The 16,074-nt window shown below is 57.6% G+C and carries 23 protein-coding genes; all 23 read right to left on the reverse strand.

Annotated features, from left to right (window positions below):
* Window positions 1-2 precede the first annotated feature (2 nt).
* On the reverse strand, window positions 3-746 hold the full coding sequence (gene rpsE / locus DYI20_RS07785) for a 30S ribosomal protein S5 (protein ID WP_110097913.1): 744 nt from the start codon (window positions 744-746) through the stop codon (window positions 3-5).
* On the reverse strand, window positions 743-1,117 hold the full coding sequence (gene rplR / locus DYI20_RS07790) for a 50S ribosomal protein L18 (protein WP_110097914.1): 375 nt from the start codon (window positions 1,115-1,117) through the stop codon (window positions 743-745). Before rplR ends, rpsE begins: the two co-directional genes overlap by 4 nt.
* Complete coding sequence (rplF, locus tag DYI20_RS07795; protein WP_110097915.1) at window positions 1,117-1,650, reverse strand: 50S ribosomal protein L6; 534 nt, start codon at window positions 1,648-1,650, stop codon at window positions 1,117-1,119. Before rplF ends, rplR begins: the two co-directional genes overlap by 1 nt.
* 26 nt (window positions 1,651-1,676) lie before the next feature.
* A complete protein-coding gene (gene rpsH, locus DYI20_RS07800) occupies window positions 1,677-2,075 on the reverse strand; it encodes a 30S ribosomal protein S8 (RefSeq protein ID WP_110097916.1) in 399 nt (132 codons plus the stop codon).
* A gap of 72 nt (window positions 2,076-2,147) precedes the next feature.
* On the reverse strand, window positions 2,148-2,735 hold the full coding sequence (gene rplE / locus DYI20_RS07805; protein ID WP_110100633.1) for a 50S ribosomal protein L5: 588 nt from the start codon (window positions 2,733-2,735) through the stop codon (window positions 2,148-2,150).
* On the reverse strand, window positions 2,735-3,076 hold the full coding sequence (rplX, locus tag DYI20_RS07810; protein WP_110097918.1) for a 50S ribosomal protein L24: 342 nt from the start codon (window positions 3,074-3,076) through the stop codon (window positions 2,735-2,737). Before rplX ends, rplE begins: the two co-directional genes overlap by 1 nt.
* 4 nt (window positions 3,077-3,080) lie before the next feature.
* Window positions 3,081-3,449 (reverse strand): 50S ribosomal protein L14, encoded by a 369-nt coding sequence (rplN, locus tag DYI20_RS07815; RefSeq protein ID WP_110097919.1) that lies wholly within the window; start codon window positions 3,447-3,449, stop codon window positions 3,081-3,083.
* A 441-nt stretch (window positions 3,450-3,890) separates the two neighbouring features.
* Complete coding sequence (gene rpsQ, locus DYI20_RS07820) at window positions 3,891-4,184, reverse strand: 30S ribosomal protein S17 (protein ID WP_199223084.1); 294 nt, start codon at window positions 4,182-4,184, stop codon at window positions 3,891-3,893.
* The gene (gene rpmC, locus DYI20_RS07825) at window positions 4,181-4,486 is read right to left on the reverse strand and encodes a 50S ribosomal protein L29 (protein WP_110097920.1); all 306 of its coding nucleotides are present in this window, start codon (window positions 4,484-4,486) and stop codon (window positions 4,181-4,183) included. Before rpmC ends, rpsQ begins: the two co-directional genes overlap by 4 nt.
* A gap of 2 nt (window positions 4,487-4,488) precedes the next feature.
* Window positions 4,489-4,905, reverse strand: coding sequence for a 50S ribosomal protein L16 (gene rplP / locus DYI20_RS07830; RefSeq protein ID WP_110097921.1), 417 nt, complete (start codon window positions 4,903-4,905; stop codon window positions 4,489-4,491).
* Entirely contained in the window at window positions 4,905-5,690 is a 786-nt protein-coding gene (gene rpsC / locus DYI20_RS07835) for a 30S ribosomal protein S3 (protein WP_110097922.1), read from the reverse strand. The genes rplP and rpsC overlap by 1 nt, the downstream gene beginning before the upstream one ends.
* Window positions 5,691-6,059 carry a 50S ribosomal protein L22 gene (rplV, locus tag DYI20_RS07840; RefSeq protein WP_110097923.1) on the reverse strand — a complete coding sequence of 123 codons (369 nt, stop codon included), beginning with the start codon at window positions 6,057-6,059 and terminating at the stop codon, window positions 5,691-5,693.
* A gap of 34 nt (window positions 6,060-6,093) precedes the next feature.
* Window positions 6,094-6,372 (reverse strand): 30S ribosomal protein S19, encoded by a 279-nt coding sequence (rpsS, locus tag DYI20_RS07845; protein ID WP_110097924.1) that lies wholly within the window; start codon window positions 6,370-6,372, stop codon window positions 6,094-6,096.
* Window positions 6,373-6,387: 15 nt separating this feature from the next.
* The gene (rplB, locus tag DYI20_RS07850; protein ID WP_110097925.1) at window positions 6,388-7,227 is read right to left on the reverse strand and encodes a 50S ribosomal protein L2; all 840 of its coding nucleotides are present in this window, start codon (window positions 7,225-7,227) and stop codon (window positions 6,388-6,390) included.
* Window positions 7,228-7,258: 31 nt separating this feature from the next.
* A complete protein-coding gene (gene rplW, locus DYI20_RS07855; RefSeq protein ID WP_110097926.1) occupies window positions 7,259-7,564 on the reverse strand; it encodes a 50S ribosomal protein L23 in 306 nt (101 codons plus the stop codon).
* Window positions 7,561-8,187, reverse strand: a complete 627-nt coding sequence (rplD, locus tag DYI20_RS07860) for a 50S ribosomal protein L4 (protein ID WP_110097927.1) — start codon at window positions 8,185-8,187, stop codon at window positions 7,561-7,563. The genes rplW and rplD overlap by 4 nt, the downstream gene beginning before the upstream one ends.
* Window positions 8,188-8,191: 4 nt before the next feature.
* Window positions 8,192-8,842 (reverse strand): 50S ribosomal protein L3, encoded by a 651-nt coding sequence (gene rplC, locus DYI20_RS07865; protein ID WP_110097928.1) that lies wholly within the window; start codon window positions 8,840-8,842, stop codon window positions 8,192-8,194.
* A 23-nt stretch (window positions 8,843-8,865) separates the two neighbouring features.
* A complete protein-coding gene (rpsJ, locus tag DYI20_RS07870) occupies window positions 8,866-9,174 on the reverse strand; it encodes a 30S ribosomal protein S10 (protein WP_110110271.1) in 309 nt (102 codons plus the stop codon).
* A 458-nt stretch (window positions 9,175-9,632) separates the two neighbouring features.
* On the reverse strand, window positions 9,633-10,823 hold the full coding sequence (tuf, locus tag DYI20_RS07875; RefSeq protein WP_110097930.1) for an elongation factor Tu: 1,191 nt from the start codon (window positions 10,821-10,823) through the stop codon (window positions 9,633-9,635).
* A 305-nt stretch (window positions 10,824-11,128) separates the two neighbouring features.
* Complete coding sequence (fusA, locus tag DYI20_RS07880) at window positions 11,129-13,243, reverse strand: elongation factor G (protein WP_110100636.1); 2,115 nt, start codon at window positions 13,241-13,243, stop codon at window positions 11,129-11,131.
* Window positions 13,244-13,363: 120 nt separating this feature from the next.
* The gene (gene rpsG, locus DYI20_RS07885; RefSeq protein ID WP_110097932.1) at window positions 13,364-13,834 is read right to left on the reverse strand and encodes a 30S ribosomal protein S7; all 471 of its coding nucleotides are present in this window, start codon (window positions 13,832-13,834) and stop codon (window positions 13,364-13,366) included.
* The gene (gene rpsL, locus DYI20_RS07890; protein ID WP_110097933.1) at window positions 13,834-14,208 is read right to left on the reverse strand and encodes a 30S ribosomal protein S12; all 375 of its coding nucleotides are present in this window, start codon (window positions 14,206-14,208) and stop codon (window positions 13,834-13,836) included. Before rpsL ends, rpsG begins: the two co-directional genes overlap by 1 nt.
* 275 nt (window positions 14,209-14,483) lie before the next feature.
* The gene (locus DYI20_RS07895; protein WP_122549245.1) at window positions 14,484-15,764 is read right to left on the reverse strand and encodes a carboxylate--amine ligase; all 1,281 of its coding nucleotides are present in this window, start codon (window positions 15,762-15,764) and stop codon (window positions 14,484-14,486) included.
* Between the last annotated feature and the right edge of the window lie 310 nt (window positions 15,765-16,074).

Here is a 16,074-nt window from a genome sequence, read left to right on the forward strand (position 1 = left end):
GATCAGGCACCTGCCCTTTCTTCGGCCTTCTTGGCGCGATCTTCCTGCATGGTGCGAAGCATGGCGTGCGGAGCGACCTCATCGACAGGTTTACCGCGACGGGCAGCAACTTCCTCGGGTCCTTCCAACTGCTTGAGCGCATCGATCGTGCCTCGCACAATGTTGATGGCGTTCACTGAACCCATCGACTTGGAAAGCACATCGTGGATTCCTGCGCACTCCAGCACAGCACGCACCGGACCACCAGCGATCACACCGGTACCGGGGGAAGCAGGACGCAACAGCACAACGCCGGCAGCGTCTTCACCCTGCACGATGTGAGGAATGGTTGTCCCGATACGCGGAACGCGGAAGAAGCTCTTCTTGGCCTCTTCAACACCCTTGGCGATAGCGGCCGGAACTTCCTTGGCCTTACCGTAACCAACGCCAACCAGACCGTCGCCGTCACCGACGACAACCAGAGCGGTGAAGGAGAACCGACGTCCGCCCTTGACCACCTTGGATACGCGGTTGATGGTCACCACGCGCTCGAGGAACTCGTCGCGGTTGTCGTTGCCACGGGAGTTGTTACGGCGGGAGCCGCGTTCGTTCTTGGCAGCGCGGTCACGACGGCCTCGACCGCCGCGCTCACCACGACCACCAGTGCGTTCGGTGTTCTGGCTAACCGAACCTGATGAGGTCTCAGACACGGCGTCTTCGTTAGCTTCAGTCACCTGATTGTCCTTTTCGTTGGTGTTTTCGCTCACAGTTTCAGCCCCCCTTCGCGTGCTCCTTCAGCTACTGCCGCGACGCGACCGTGGTAACGGTTACCGCCACGGTCGAAGACGACCGCTTCAATGCCGGCTGCTTTGGCGCGCTCAGCGACGAGCTCGCCAACCTTACGCGACTTCTCGACCTTCTCAGCGTCCAAGCTCCGAAGATCGGCTTCCATAGTGGAAGCTGAAACCAGGGTGAGTCCCTTGGTGTCGTCGACCACCTGCACGAAGACGTGTCGGGCTGAACGGTTGACGACCAAGCGAGGACGTGCCGAGGTTCCGGAGATATGCTTGCGAACACGCTGGTGGCGGCGAGCCCGAGCAGCGTATTTGCCCTTGCCTTTGACAGTGACGTTCGACATCACTTACCTGCCTTTCCGGCCTTACGACGGACCTGCTCGCCCAAATACCGGATGCCCTTGCCCTTATAAGGCTCGGTTCTACGAAGTTTCCGGATATTGGCTGCGGTTTCGCCGACCAGCTGCTTGTCGATCCCGGAGACAGTCACCTTGTTGCCGTCAACTTTGAAGTCGATGCCCTTCGGCGCGTCTACGGAAATGGTGTGGGAGAAGCCCAGGGAAAATTCCAGACCCTGTCCCTTGGCCAGCACGCGGTAACCGGTACCAATGATCTCCAACGTCTTGGAGTAGCCTTCGGTGACACCCACGATCATGTTATTGATCATGGTCCGGCTCAAACCGTGCAACGAACGCGATTCGCGCTCATCGTCGGGACGGCTGACAGTAATAGTGTTTTCTTCCAAATCAACGGTGATAGGCGATGCAACGGTGAAGCTCAGCTCGCCCTTAGGTCCTTTCACATCGACCTGCGAGCCATTGACCTTCACATCAACGCCGGAAGGCACGGTGATCGGAAGACGTCCAATACGTGACATTTTCTCTACCTTTCGTCCGTGTTCCGTTACCACACGTAGGCGAGGACTTCCCCACCTACACCTTTGGAAGCCGCCTGACGGTCTGTGAGCAGACCGGAGGAGGTTGACAGGATCGCAATCCCCAAACCGCCCAACACACGAGGCAGGTTGGTGGACTTGGCATAAACGCGCAGACCGGGCTTAGAAATACGGCGCAGGCCAGCAATAGCGTGCTCGCGCTGCGGGCCGAACTTCAGCTGGATGGTCAGGGTTTTGCCAACACGGGCCTCTTCTTCGGCCCAGTCATCGATGTAGCCTTCGTTTTTCAAGATCTCGGCCAGGCGGGTCTTCAGTTTCGAAGACGGCATGGATACCGAGTCATGTGAGGCCGAATTTGCGTTGCGCAGACGGGTCAACATGTCTGCGACAGGATCGGTCATAGTCATGTGGGCTTCACGCCCTTTCTCGCTGTGGTTTCCCGGACCGGTACACCGGATGGGACCTGTAGCGTAGATAGATTACTGGTCTTTCTTGAATGGGAAGCCCAGAGCGCGCAACAGCGCACGGCCTTCGTCATCGGTCGTTGCGGTGGTCACGACGGTGATGTCCATACCGCGTACGCGGTCGATATTGTCCTGATCGATCTCGTGGAACACGGTCTGCTCGGCCAGGCCGAACGTGTAGTTACCGTTACCATCGAACTGCTTGGAGGACAGACCACGGAAGTCACGAATACGTGGCAGAGCAAACGAGACCAAACGGTCCAGGAATTCCCACATGCGGTCGCCGCGCATGGTCACATGGGCGCCGATGGGCATACCTTCACGCAACTTAAACTGCGCGATGGACTTCTTGGCCTTGGAAACCTGTGGCTTCTGACCAGTGATGGCGGCCAGATCCTTGATGGCACCTTCGATGACCTTCGAGTCACGAGCTGCTTCACCAACACCCATGTTCACCACAACTTTGGTCAGGCCCGGGACCTGCATCACGTTGCTGTAGTTAAACTGGTCCTGCAGCGACTTCTTGATCTCGTTCTGGTATGTGGCCTTCAGACGCGGGGTGACCTTGGGGGCTGCGGCCGTATCGGTGCTAACCTCAGTCATCACAGCTCCTTTCCAGAGGCCTTGGCGTAACGGACCTTGACGGTCTTGGTTTCGCCGTTCTTCTCGACTTCTTCAAAGCGGTAGCCAACGCGGGTCGGCTTGCCAGACTCGGGGTCTACGATGGCAACATTCGAAATGTGCATCGGGGCTTCGACCACCTGGATACCACCTTCGGTAGCGCCCTGGGGTCCCTGACCGGCACGGACGTGCTTAGTCACGCGGTTGACACCTTCAACGAGCACGCGCTCATCTTTGGGGAACACGCGCAGGACTTTGCCCTGCTTGCCCTTGTCCTTGCCTGCAATAACCTGCACGAGGTCGTCTTTCTTGATCTTGGCCATGGGACTAGATCACCTCCGGTGCCAGTGACACGATACGCATGAACTTCTTGTCACGAAGTTCGCGACCGACCGGGCCGAAAATACGAGTGCCACGGGGTTCCTGGTCACCCTTGAGAATTACAGCTGCGTTCTCATCGAAGCTGATGTAGGAACCGTCAGCGCGGCGTACCGATTTCTTGGCACGGACTACCACGGCTTTGACGACATCTCCAGCCTTGACGTTGCCACCGGGGATAGCGTCTTTTACGGTTGCGACGATCACGTCGCCGATGGATGCATAGCGGCGTCCAGATCCTCCGAGAATACGGATAGCCAGGATTTCCTTGGCGCCCGTATTGTCGGCGACCTTAAGCCGCGACTCCTGCTGAATCACTTGATTACTCCTGTCGTCGTGCTGGTTCTCCCCCGAAGACCGGGTGAGCCTAGCCGAACGGTGAACTGATAGCTTTCGCCTTCTGCTTTCCCTCACCCTGAGAGGCTCGTGGCGTCGAACAACGAGCAATCTCGACGTTGTTCAGACCGCTCGAGAACACTCATTCACGTCATCCACGTGCAGGGCAAGGCCGAGGCATTTTCGGCGAAAGTTCTGTGGTTCTTGGCACGTGAGATGGATGGTCTCACCATCAAGAGCACACAGACTCTTCATCTTACACGCCATACTGGCGCTATTTCAATCTAATGGCATGGTGGTGCGGGTGTTAGTTCGCTCTCTGTCGATTGGCGTCGTCCTGAGAAAAGCACGTGACAAAGTCTCAGTTAACGACACAGGCCCACCACAAAAGTGGTGGGCCTGTGTTACTCAGTGCGCCTGGGATTACTGAGCGCGCTCAACAATCTCAGCCAGCCGCCAGCGCTTGCTCTTAGACAACGGGCGGGTCTCCATCAAGTCGACGCGGTCACCCACACCTGCGGTGTTCTCCTCATCGTGAGCCTTCACACGCTTGGTGGTGCGAACGATCTTGCCATACAGTGCGTGCTTTTTGTGGGACTCGATCTCCACGACGATGGTCTTATCCATCTTGTCGGAAACCACGATTCCACGAAGAGTCTTCCGGTAGTTACGCTCCGGAGCGGCTTCGGTGGCGGCGGTGTTCGTTGATTCGGTCACTTGTCCTCCTCCTCAGCCTTCTTCTTGGACTTCTTGGTTTTCTTCTTGGATTCTTTGACGTCATCAGCCGGAACGTCGACATTCTCGCGAATACCGAGTTCACGCTCGCGCAGGATGGTGTAGATCCGTGCGATATCGCGCTTGACGACCTTGATACGACCGGTGTTTTCGATCTGACCGGTGGCGGCTTGGAAACGCAGGTTGAACAGTTCAGCCTTTGCTTTCTGCAGCTCTTCGGTCAGGCGGGCGTTATCGAAGCCATCGAGAGCTTCAATGTTGAGTTCCTTGGAACCAACTGCCATGATCACTCACCACCTTCACGACGAACGATACGTGCCTTCATCGGCAACTTGTGGATGGCCAAAGTCAACGCTTCACGGGCGACCTCTTCGGAAACACCGGAAAGTTCGAACATCACTCGTCCGGGCTTGACGTTTGCAACCCAGTACTCAGGCGAACCCTTACCGGAACCCATACGGACTTCGGCAGGCTTCTTGGTCAACGGACGGTCCGGGAAAATATTGATCCAGACCTTACCACCACGCTTAATGTGGCGGGTCATGGCAATACGAGCTGCCTCGATCTGGCGGTTGGTGACGTAGGAGTGGGTCAGAGCTTGGACACCAAACTCACCGAAGGTCACTTCGGTTCCACCCTTAGCCATACCACGACGACCGGGACGGTGCTGCTTGCGGTACTTCACACGACGTGGGATCAACATTAGGCGTTGCCTCCTTCAGTTGCGCCGGTCTGTGCCTTGGCGTCCTGTCCCCCGCCGCGACGACGACGCTGGTTGTTGCGGCCACGGCCGCCACCGCGTCCACCACGACCGGACGGCTTGGCAGCCTCGACTGCAGCCAGTTCCTTATCGGTCAAGTCACCCTTGTAGATCCAGACCTTCACACCAATGCGACCGAAGGTGGTCTTCGCTTCGAATTTGCCGAAGTCGATGTTGGCGCGCAGGGTGTGCAGAGGCACGCGACCTTCACGGTAGAACTCCGAACGAGACATTTCAGCCCCGCCCAGACGGCCCGAGCACTGGATACGGATACCCTTGGCGCCCGCACGCATTGCGGACTGGATGCTACGACGCATCGCGCGACGGAAAGCCACACGGGCGGCCAGCTGCTCAGCGACACCCTGTGCCACGAGCTGGGCGTCCATTTCGGGGTTCTTGACTTCCAGAATGTTGAGCTGGATCTGCTTGCCGGTCAGCTTTTCCAGCGACCGACGAATACGATCGGCTTCTGCACCCCGGCGACCGATGACGATACCCGGGCGCGCGGTGTGGACGTCCACACGAACGCGATCGCGAGTGCGTTCGATCTCCACCTTGGCGATGCCAGCACGCTCCATACCATCGGACAGAAGTTCACGAATGCGAACGTCTTCTTTCACGAAGTCGGCGTAGCGCTGGCCTTCCTGGTTGGAGTCAGCGAACCAACGGGAGACGTGATCGGTGGTGATACCGAGGCGGAATCCATTGGGATTAATTTTCTGACCCATTTAGTTGGTCCCACCCTTCTCTTCTTCGGTCGCAACGACCACGGTGACGTGGCTGGTGCGTTTTCTGATCTGGAAAGCGCGTCCCTGGGCACGAGGCTGGTAGCGCTTCATGGTCGGTCCTTCATCTACGAAAGCTTCGGAGATGAACAGTTCGTCTTCTTTGAAGGACAGACCTTCACGGTCTGCTTTCTGACGGGCATTGTCCACCGCGGAGGCAACAACCTTATACACCGGCTCCGAAGCACCCTGCTGAGCGAACTTCAGAATAGCCAGCGCTTCAGTCGCTTGCTTACCACGAACAAGGTCGACAACGCGCCGGGCCTTCATTGGCGTCACGCGCAAGTAGCGCGCACTTGCCTTGGCTTCCATTGCTTATCCTCTTTCGAATCTCGCAGGGCCCGCCTTAGCGGCGGCCCTTCTGGTCGTCCTTGGAGTGGCCGCGGAAGGTTCGAGTTGGTGCGAACTCTCCGAGCTTGTGTCCCACCATGGCTTCGGTGATGAACACCGGAACGTGCTTCCGACCGTCGTGGACAGCGATGGTGTGACCAATCATGTCCGGAACGATCATGGAACGACGGGACCAGGTGCGGATAACGTTCTTATTGGTCTTTTCGTTCTCAGCAAGAACCTTCAGGTAGAGATGCTGATCAACGTAAGGACCCTTTTTCAGGCTGCGTGGCATTGAGAGATCAGCTCCTTATCGTGATTTCTTGCCGGTACGACGACGACGAACAATGAGTTTGTCGCTTTCCTTATTCGGGCGGCGGGTGCGGCCTTCCTTCTGACCGGACGGGCTCACAGGGTGACGACCACCGGAGGTACGACCTTCACCACCACCGTGCGGGTGGTCGACCGGGTTCATCACAACACCGCGAACAGTCGGGCGGACGCCCTTCCAGCGCATGCGACCGGCCTTACCCCAGGAGATGTTGATCTGCTCGGCGTTGCCGACTTCACCGATAGTGGCGCGGCAACGAACGTCAACGTTGCGAATTTCACCGGAGGGCAGACGCAACTGGGCGTACTTGCCCTCGCGAGCCACCAGCTGGGTGGAGGCACCAGCGGAACGAGCCAGCTTAGCGCCACCGCCCGGGCGTAGCTCCACTGCGTGCACCACAGTACCCAGCGGGATATTGCGTAGCGGCAGATTGTTACCCGGCTTGATATCAGCGTTCGCACCCGATTCGACGATGTCACCCTGCTTCAGCTTGGCCGGAGCAATGATGTAGCGCTTCGCGCCGTCGACGTAGTGCAACAGTGCAATGTTGGCAGTGCGGTTCGGGTCATATTCAATGTGTGCGACCTTGGCCGGAATGCCATCCTTGTCGTAGCGACGGAAATCGACCAGGCGGTACTGGCGCTTGTGACCGCCGCCCTTGTGACGGGTCGTGATCTTGCCGGAGCTGTTACGCCCACCAGTCTTCGTCAGCGGACGAAGCAGTGATTTCTCGGGCGTGCTCCGCGTGATTTCTGAAAAGTCGGAAACCGACGAGCCGCGCTGGCCCGACGTAACCGGCTTGTATTTACGGATAGCCATATCTTTATTCCTCGATTAAGTGGTCTCCGGCTTAGAGAGCCGGACCTCCGAAGATGTCAATGGTCCCTTCCTTCAGAGTGACGATCGCGCGCTTGGTATCTTTGCGCGAACCCCATCCGAAGCGGGTGCGCTGACGCTTCCCGGGACGGTTCATGGTGTTGACCGAATCAACTTTGACATCAAAAATCTTTTCGATGGCAAACTTAATTTCGGTCTTATTCGAGCGCGGGTCGACGATGAAGGTGTAACGACCCTCATCCATATCGGCGTAGCTCTTTTCCGAGACGACGGGAGAAATGATCACGTCGCGCGGGTCTTTGTTGATGGTGCCGCTCATTTGGCCTCCTCCTTCTTGTTGCTGCCGGCGGCAGCCACGAAGGCCTCGTAGGCCGGCTTGGTAAAGACCACATCATCACTCATCAGCACGTCGTAGGTGTTGAGCTGATCAGTGTAGAGGGTGTGGACTCGTTGCAGGTTGCGGGTGCTCAGGGCAGTCACATCGTCACTGCGATCAATGACTACCAGGAAATTCTTCCGACCGGTATTCAGCTCCTCCAAGGCGGCCTTTGCGGCCTTAGTGGACGGAGTCTGTTCGGTCACGAGAGCTTCCAGCACGTGAATCCGGTCGTGACGAGCACGGTCGGACAGTGCTGACCGCAGAGCGGCAGCTTTCATTTTCTTGGGGGTCCGCTGGGAGTAGTCCCGCGGCACCGGGCCGTGGACAATACCACCGCCGGTCATCTGAGGCTCGCGGTTGGAGCCCTGACGAGCGCGACCGGTACCCTTCTGGCGGAATGGTTTACGGCCACCACCGGATACTTCGCCGCGAGTCTTTGCTTTATGAGTTCCCTGCCGTGCAGCCGCTTGCTGTGCGACGACGACCTGGTGCATCAGAGGCACATTCGTCTCGGCACCAAAGATATCGGCCGGCAGATCAACCGTAACTTTCTTGACAGCCATCTGCTCATGCTCCCTTCGCTGCATCGCGAACCAGCACAACCCGACCCTTGGGGCCAGGAATGGCGCCCTTGATCAACAGCAGGTTGTTCTCTGCATCGATAGCGTGCAGAGTAAGGTTCTGAGTGGTAGTGCGCTTATTGCCCATACGGCCGGGCAGGCGCTGGCCTTTGAAGACGCGGCCCGGGGTGGAAGCACCACCGACCGAACCGGGTTTACGGTGGTTCTTGTGCTGACCGTGGGATGCGGCCACACCGGCGAAGCCGTGACGCTTCATGGCACCGGCGAAGCCTTTACCCTTAGAGTTAGCGGTCACGTCAACCTTTTGACCAGCTTCAAACTGTTCAACGGTGACGTCCTGGCCCAGCGTGTACTCAGCGACATCAGTGGTACGGATCTCGACCACATGGCGACGCGGGGTGACGCCTGCCTTCTCGAAGTGGCCGGTCAGTGGCTTGGTGACCTTGCGGGGATCAATCTGACCGTAGGCCAGTTGAACAGCGGTGTAGCCATCTGATTCTTCAGTGCGAAGCTGCGAAACCACGTTGGGCTCTGCCTGAACCACGGTCACCGGAACAAGGTTGTTCTCCTCGTCCCAGACCTGGGTCATGCCGAGCTTCGTGCCCAGCAAACCTTTTGTTTGACGGTTAGCGGTCATAGTTCTCTCAGCACCTCCCTAACCTAAAGCTTGATTTCAATATTGACGTCCGCGGGCAGGTCCAAACGCATCAGCGAGTCGACGGCCTTCGGAGTCGGGTCTACGATGTCGATCAGCCGCTTATGAGTGCGCATTTCAAAATGCTCGCGACTGTCCTTGTACATGTGCGGAGAACGGATCACGCAGTAAACGTTCTTCTCAGTTGGTAGCGGCACCGGGCCCACTACCTGAGCGCCTGCGCGTATGACCGTATCTACGATCTTCCGTGCTGAAGTGTCAATCACCTCGTGATCGTAAGACTTCAGACGGATGCGGATTTTCTGTCCCGCCATGGCGTCTTGCCTCTTTCGTCCTTGTTGTCCGTACCTGTCCCTGTGTGCGATTCAACGGCCATGGACCAGACAATTGCGCCTCATCGACCGTCTTCGCTTATTCCACCTCCAGCAACAAATCCGAAAACTTCGGGTTCCTCGCTCCTGAAGGGCTCCCATCCACGCGCTCGGGCGTGTCGAAATCTATGTCGGAACACTACGCTCGAGGAGAGGGAGGGAATTCTGCTCACGGGGCGAATACCGATTCAGACACGATGATTCGCTCGTCCTTGCTGAGCAACTTATCTAGTATGACATGTTTTGTCTCGCAACGCGAATCCTCGGGTCTCGTTATTGGCAAGATCACGTTATTGCCACGAGACCTCGACACACAACAGGGCCCCGCCTCCGAGACATCTCGGTAACGGGGCCCTGTCGACGAGCCTCAGGCTGAGCTCAGCCGAACTCAGTCAGAGGTCTTACTTGACGATCTTGGTCACACGACCGGAACCAACGGTGCGACCACCCTCACGGATAGCGAAGCCGAGGCCCTCTTCCATAGCGATCGGCTGGATGAGCTCGACTGACATCTCAGTGGTATCGCCAGGCATAACCATCTCAGTACCTTCCGGCAGGGTGATGACGCCAGTAACGTCAGTGGTGCGGAAGTAGAACTGCGGACGGTAGTTGGAGTAGAACGGGTTGTGACGGCCACCCTCGTCCTTGGAGAGAATGTAGACGTTACCCTCGAACTGGGTGTGCGGGGTAATCGACCCCGGCTCAGCAACAACCTGACCACGCTCAACGTCTTCACGCTTCAGACCACGCAACAACAGACCACAGTTCTCGCCTGCCCATGCTTCGTCGAGCTGCTTGTGGAACATCTCGATACCAGTGACGGTGGTCTTCTGGATTTCGCGGATACCGACGATTTCAACCTCAGAGTTGATAGCCAGAGTACCGCGCTCGGCGCGACCGGTCACCACGGTACCGCGACCGGTAATGGTGAAGACGTCCTCGATCGGCATCAGGAACGGCTTGTCCTTATCGCGAACGGGGTCCGGAATGTAGGTGTCAACAGCGTCCATCAGTTCTTCAACGGACTTGACCCACTTCTCGTCGCCCTGCAGAGCCATGTAGCCGGAGGTGCGGATCACAGGAGCCTCGTCGCCATCGAAGTCCTGCGAGCTCAGCAGTTCACGAACTTCCATTTCAACGAGCTCAAGCAGCTCTTCATCATCAACCATGTCGCACTTGTTCAATGCAACCAGCAAAGCGGGAACGCCAACCTGGCGAGCCAGCAGCACGTGCTCGCGGGTCTGAGCCATCGGGCCATCGGTGGCAGCAACCACGAGGATCGCACCGTCCATCTGGGCAGCACCGGTAATCATGTTCTTGATGTAGTCGGCGTGGCCCGGGGCGTCAACGTGTGCGTAGTGACGTGCTTCGGTCTCGTACTCGATGTGGGAGACGTTAATGGTAATACCACGCTGGCGCTCTTCAGGAGCACCGTCAATCTCGTCGTAGTTACGTGCCTCGTTGAGGTCAGGGTACTTACCGTGCAGTACCTTCGAGATAGCTGCGGTGAGAGTGGTCTTACCGTGGTCAACGTGGCCGATAGTACCAATGTTGACGTGCGGCTTCGTCCGCTCGAACTTTGCCTTCGACACAGATTCCTCCTAGAACTGTTCGACTGGAGAAGGACATGGCAGCCGCTTGATGTGCGGTCTGACTTTTCTACAGTCTACGCGTCAGATTTTTCTTTTCTAAATTCCCCGGATATCAGGACCGGCGCCCGTCGCTTGAGGCCTACTCGGCCGAGCAGGCGGACCGGACCAAAAGTCCTGTCTAGCCCCGTCCCTCCGGAGTGTGGTCGAGGCTGTGTGACCGGTGGGGTGAAGCGTCTGTTCTCCACCCCTCCGATCCCAAGTTGTTTCAGAGTGATTTTACCGGATATTTCCGGTACCGATGACTCTTACTGGCCTGAGTGCTTCTGGATGATCTCTTCCGAGACAGCCTGTGGCACTTCACCGTAGGAGTCGAAGGTCATGGTGTACACAGCGCGACCTTGAGTCTTGGACCGCAGGTCGCCGATGTAGCCGAACATCTCGGACAGCGGTACCTGTGCGTTGATGACCTTCACACCCTGAGCGTCTTCCATCGAACCGATGGTGCCACGGCGGGAGTTCAAGTCACCGATCACATCACCCATGTATTCCTCCGGAGTGCGGACTTCAACGGCCATCAGTGGCTCCAGCAACACCGGCTTAGCTCGACGGACACCTTCTTTGAAGACCTGCGAACCAGCCAGTTTGAAGGCCATTTCCGAGGAGTCCACATCGTGATAGGCACCATCCTCGAGGGTAGCCTTGATGCCGACCATCGGGTAGCCGGCCAGCACACCGAACTGCATAGCTTCCTGAATACCCTGGTCCACCGAGGGGATGTATTCGCGGGGAACCCGACCACCGGTGACGGCGTTGTCGAACTCGTAGATCTCACCTTCGGAGGTTTCCATCGGTTCGAAGGTAACGATGACCTTCGCGAACTGACCGGAGCCACCGGTCTGCTTTTTGTGGGTGTATTCCACGTTTTCGACCTTCTTGCGGATCGTTTCGCGGTAGGCTACCTGCGGCTTACCCACGGTTGCTTCCACTTTGAACTCACGCTTCATGCGATCCACAAACACGTCGAGGTGCAACTCGCCCATACCGCCGATTTCGGTCTGGCCGGTTTCCTCGTTGTGGTTGACCGTGAAGGTCGGGTCCTCAGCGACCAGACGCTGAATAGCGGTGGAGAGCTTCTCCTGGTCACCCTTGGATGCGGGCTCGATAGCCACGGAGATCACTGGCTCGGGGAACTCCATTGATTCCAGAATGATCGGATCGGACTTGGCAGACAGAGTGTCACCGGTAGTGGTGTCTTTCAGACCCACCACAGCGTAGATGTGGCCTGCCTGAGCTTGCTCAACGGGGTTCTCTTTATTGGCGTGCATCTGGAAGAGCTTGCCAATGCGCTCCTGCTTGCCCTTGGTAGCGTTCAGGATGGTGTCACCCTGGGAGATGGTACCGGAGTAGACGCGGATGTAGGTCAGAGTACCGAAGAACGGGTGAGCCGCGATCTTGAAGGCCAGAGCAGAGAACGGCGCGTCGGTGCTGGGTTCACGGGTCAGTTCGACAGACTCGTCACCGACCTCGTAGCCGTGGACAGCGCCGACGTCGAATGGTGCCGGCAGGTAGTCAACCACGGCGTCCAGCAACGGCTGAACTCCACGGTTTTTGAAGGCCGAGCCACAGAACACGGGGTAGGCCTCGTCGTTGACAGCCATGGCCCGGACGCCGGCCTTGATGTCCTCTTCGCTCAGCTCTCCGTTCTCGAGGTACTTCTCCATCAGCTCCTCGGAGGACTCAGCAACAGACTCCACCAGTTCGTTGCGGTATTCCTCGGCGCGCTCCTGGAGCTCAGCCGGAATCTCCTGGGTTTCATAGGACGCACCCAAGGTCACGTCACCCTTGGCGTCACCTTCCCAGACGTAGGCCTTCATGGTGACCAGGTCAACAACACCCACGAAATCACTCTCAGCACCGATCGGCAGCTGCATGACCAGTGGCTTGGCCTGCAGGCGGTTCACGATGGTGTCGACGGTGTGATAGAAGTCTGCACCGAGCTTGTCCATCTTGTTGACGAAGCAAATGCGTGGGACGCCGTACTTATCGGCCTGGCGCCAAACGGTCTCAGACTGAGGCTCCACACCTTCCTTTGCGTCGAACACAGCAACGGCACCGTCGAGCACGCGCAAGGAGCGTTCCACCTCAACGGTGAAGTCCACGTGTCCCGGGGTGTCGATGATGTTGATCTGGTGACCTTCCCAGAAGGAGGTTACAGCCGCGGAGGTAATGGTGATACCGCGCTCTTTTTCCTGTTCCATCCAGTCGGTGGTGGACGCACCATCGTGGGTTTCGCCCAATTTGTGGTTCACACCCGTGTAGAACAAGATACGCTCGGTGGTCGTGGTCTTGCCGGCATCGATGTGGGCCATGATGCCGATGTTTCGAACCTTCTTGAGGTCAGTCAGCACGTCTTGTGCCACAGTGTCTCCCTTGGGGTTGTGACCGGAAGTTCAGGAACTGACCGTTCTGCGGTGTCTGCCCAAACCTGGCCGTTGGTTATCTCGTGATCTGTAGTTATGGTCGGATCTCGGGATGCTGGCTTACCAGCGGTAGTGTGCGAAGGCCTTGTTGGCTTCGGCCATCTTGTGCACGTCCTCGCGACGCTTCACTGCAGCACCCAGGCCGTTGGAAGCGTCCAAGATTTCATTGGTCAGGCGCTCGGTCATGGTCTTCTCACGGCGCACCTTGGAGAAGCCCACCAACCAACGCAGGGCCAGCGCGGTCGCACGACCGGGCTTGACCTCAACCGGCACCTGGTAGGTTGCACCACCGACGCGGCGGGAACGAACTTCCAGAGCCGGACGGATGTTGTCCAGAGCTTTCTTCAACGTTGCAACGGGATCGTCGCCGCCTTTATCGCGGGTACCGTCCAGTGCACCGTAGACAATGCGCTCTGCGGTGGACTTCTTACCATCGATCAGCACCTTGTTGATCAGCTGGGTGACCAGCGGGGAGCCGTACACCGGATCAACGACCAGCGGGCGCTTAGGAGCAGGTCCTTTACGTGGCATTACTTCTTCTCCTTCTTTGCACCGTAACGGCTACGTGCTTGGTTGCGATCCTTGACACCCTGGGTGTCCAGTGCGCCACGCACGATCTTGTAACGAACACCGGGCAGGTCCTTCACACCACCACCGCGCACCAGCACGATGGAGTGTTCCTGCAGGTTGTGGCCCTCACCGGGGATGTAGGCGGTGACTTCGATACCGCCGGCGAGACGCACACGTGCAACTTTACGTAGTGCAGAGTTCGGCTTCTTCGGGGTCGTGGTGTACACACGAGTGCACACGCCACGACGCATCGGGCGGCCCTCCAGGGCAGGAGCGCCCACCCGCTTGGACTTGGGGGTGCGGCCCTTACGGACCAGCTGCTGAATTGTAGGCAAACTATTCTCCGTTATGTATGATCTCGGTCGACCGCCCCGTCACGCACCCAGCTCATGAACGGGAGGTGAACTCGAGGACGGTCTGGACCGAAGTCCGTGGTTTATTTCTCGCTACCCGAAACTCAAAAAGTGTTTGGGCGTGCAAAAAGGTGGCATTTGTTGCGCAAGAACCCCGCAACCCGGACTGTGTCCTATTGCCACACTGGAAACAATCGATCTTATAGTACCAGGTCTAGCACCAGAATGGGAACTGAGACTGTTCGTGGTCCGTAGGGCTAGTTCATACTGCCGGGCCGGTGTTGTACTTCTTCGGCAGCTTTATACAGTCGGTACTTCTGATACAGGTCGCGCTTGAAGTTTTTATCCTGCCGATACTGAAGCGGAGTGTAGACCTGTCCAGACTTTTTGAGCTCAGAGATGTAGTGGCGTTGCTGGTCGTTGGCGTAGCGTTGGGCAACCGAAAGCGGGATCGTCGTTGACAACGCGAGGTGCTCAACATGTGCCGGTGCTGGTTCATCAAAGTCGCCGAGCAGATCTCCCAAGTAGAAATCCACGGGGTTACGTCCGGCCGCGGTGAGGTAGTAGTGATGACGTCCTAGCCGAGGGTTCATTTCTAAGAACATCGGTTCCCCCGTGGTGGGATGGACCTTGATATCAAACATGGCGAAGCCGTGCCAGTCAAGGCTGTCGAGAATTTTCGCACCGTGGTGATGAATGGTGTTATCCGGTACAGCAATCACCGCGCGGGCATTGCCTTCTAGTCCCACAGCATGATCTTCCACGATGACTTCACAGAGCCCCGACAAGGTGATGTTTCCGTCTGCGTTGCGGTACATCGTCAGGATGCGTAGCTGGGAGTCAGGCCCTGGAATGAACTCCTGGACAATGAGCCCTCCTCGATACCCAGCGTCAGTTGCCTTGTCAAGAACCTCTTTGAGGTTCGCGTCGTTATCGATGTAGTGGACCTTACGGCGCCCTTCGAAACGTGTGGAGGCCCATTGGCCACCATTATCGGCTTTGAGCACTACCGGATACGACAGTCGTGCGCCGTGAAAGGAATTGAGGAAATCATCAGAACTTGTGCTCTGCTCAGCTGCCGCATGGGAGTCATAGATCAAGGTACGCGGGTAGGGCACAGAGTATGTCCGACAGAGCTCATAAAAATGTTCTTTGAGCGCCGCACGGTCGAGTTGTTCGACAGTGACGGCGGGGAACACGTAGCCAGCTTCGCGCAACCTGTCTGCTTTTTGGGCCACAATGCGAACCAGATGATCGTATCCACTGTGGAGCACCAAGGGCCGATCCGGGGTGTGAGCATTGACCGAACGAGCAACCTGTTCTAAGTGTGCTGTTACCGTCTCTGGGTCGAACATGGGACCGGCCGGGTAGAGCTCGGTGAGTTTGCTTCCTCCAACAATCAGATTCTGCCCGGTTGGCACCACCGCAGACATCCAGCCGAAGCGTTCGTGATATTCCCGGGCGAGACTATAGGCCCCCAAATCACCTCCGGTGATCACCGGGACAACGGGTTGCTCCGCGCTAATTTTCGAGCTCATAAACGCCAGACTATAGCAACAGCACGAGCAAGGGCACTCCCCGACGAGACTCATAGAAAGTCCCCGCGTAGGCAGGGGCCGTGCCTCAGGTAGTTTTCCCCGCGAAATGTCTTTACCGGTGGGCTGGGGTGGGGCGACGATGGGGTATGACGCATAAGGATGTTTCGATGCAGACTCGGATTGAAGTCACCAAGCACTATGCGGCCAGGTATGCTGCGGCTTCCAAGAAGGTCAAGGGTCAGATTCTGGATACGGTGGTGGAGCTGACTGGCTGGCACCGGGATCATGCCCGTCAGCAGCTCAAGCGCCG

Source organism: Auritidibacter ignavus (genome assembly GCF_003703835.1).
GTDB classification, from domain to species: Bacteria; Actinomycetota; Actinomycetes; order Actinomycetales; family Micrococcaceae; genus Auritidibacter; species Auritidibacter ignavus.

What these genes read in the sequence shown, in the direction of transcription:
- DYI20_RS07895 (WP_122549245.1), bottom strand. Translation starts at nt 15,764, where the DNA reads ATGAGCTCGAAAATTAGCGCGGAGCAACCCGTTGTCCCGGTGATCACC.
- rplB (WP_110097925.1), bottom strand. Translation starts at nt 7,227, where the DNA reads ATGGCTATCCGTAAATACAAGCCGGTTACGTCGGGCCAGCGCGGCTCG.
- rplW (WP_110097926.1), bottom strand. Translation starts at nt 7,564, where the DNA reads ATGAGCGGCACCATCAACAAAGACCCGCGCGACGTGATCATTTCTCCC.
- rplP (WP_110097921.1), bottom strand. Translation starts at nt 4,905, where the DNA reads ATGTTGATCCCACGTCGTGTGAAGTACCGCAAGCAGCACCGTCCCGGT.
- rpsG (WP_110097932.1), bottom strand. Translation starts at nt 13,834, where the DNA reads ATGCCACGTAAAGGACCTGCTCCTAAGCGCCCGCTGGTCGTTGATCCG.
- rpsJ (WP_110110271.1), bottom strand. Translation starts at nt 9,174, where the DNA reads ATGGCGGGACAGAAAATCCGCATCCGTCTGAAGTCTTACGATCACGAG.
- rpsH (WP_110097916.1), bottom strand. Translation starts at nt 2,075, where the DNA reads ATGACTATGACCGATCCTGTCGCAGACATGTTGACCCGTCTGCGCAAC.
- rplV (WP_110097923.1), bottom strand. Translation starts at nt 6,059, where the DNA reads ATGGAAGCCAAGGCAAGTGCGCGCTACTTGCGCGTGACGCCAATGAAG.
- rplD (WP_110097927.1), bottom strand. Translation starts at nt 8,187, where the DNA reads ATGGCTGTCAAGAAAGTTACGGTTGATCTGCCGGCCGATATCTTTGGT.
- rplR (WP_110097914.1), bottom strand. Translation starts at nt 1,117, where the DNA reads ATGTCGAACGTCACTGTCAAAGGCAAGGGCAAATACGCTGCTCGGGCT.
- rpsS (WP_110097924.1), bottom strand. Translation starts at nt 6,372, where the DNA reads ATGCCACGCAGCCTGAAAAAGGGTCCTTACGTTGATCAGCATCTCTAC.
- rplF (WP_110097915.1), bottom strand. Translation starts at nt 1,650, where the DNA reads ATGTCACGTATTGGACGTCTTCCGATCACCGTGCCTTCCGGCGTTGAT.
- rpsC (WP_110097922.1), bottom strand. Translation starts at nt 5,690, where the DNA reads ATGGGTCAGAAAATTAATCCCAATGGATTCCGCCTCGGTATCACCACC.
- rpmC (WP_110097920.1), bottom strand. Translation starts at nt 4,486, where the DNA reads ATGGCAGTTGGTTCCAAGGAACTCAACATTGAAGCTCTCGATGGCTTC.
- rplX (WP_110097918.1), bottom strand. Translation starts at nt 3,076, where the DNA reads ATGGCCAAGATCAAGAAAGACGACCTCGTGCAGGTTATTGCAGGCAAG.
- rplC (WP_110097928.1), bottom strand. Translation starts at nt 8,842, where the DNA reads ATGACCGCTAACCGTCAAACAAAAGGTTTGCTGGGCACGAAGCTCGGC.
- rplE (WP_110100633.1), bottom strand. Translation starts at nt 2,735, where the DNA reads ATGACTGAGGTTAGCACCGATACGGCCGCAGCCCCCAAGGTCACCCCG.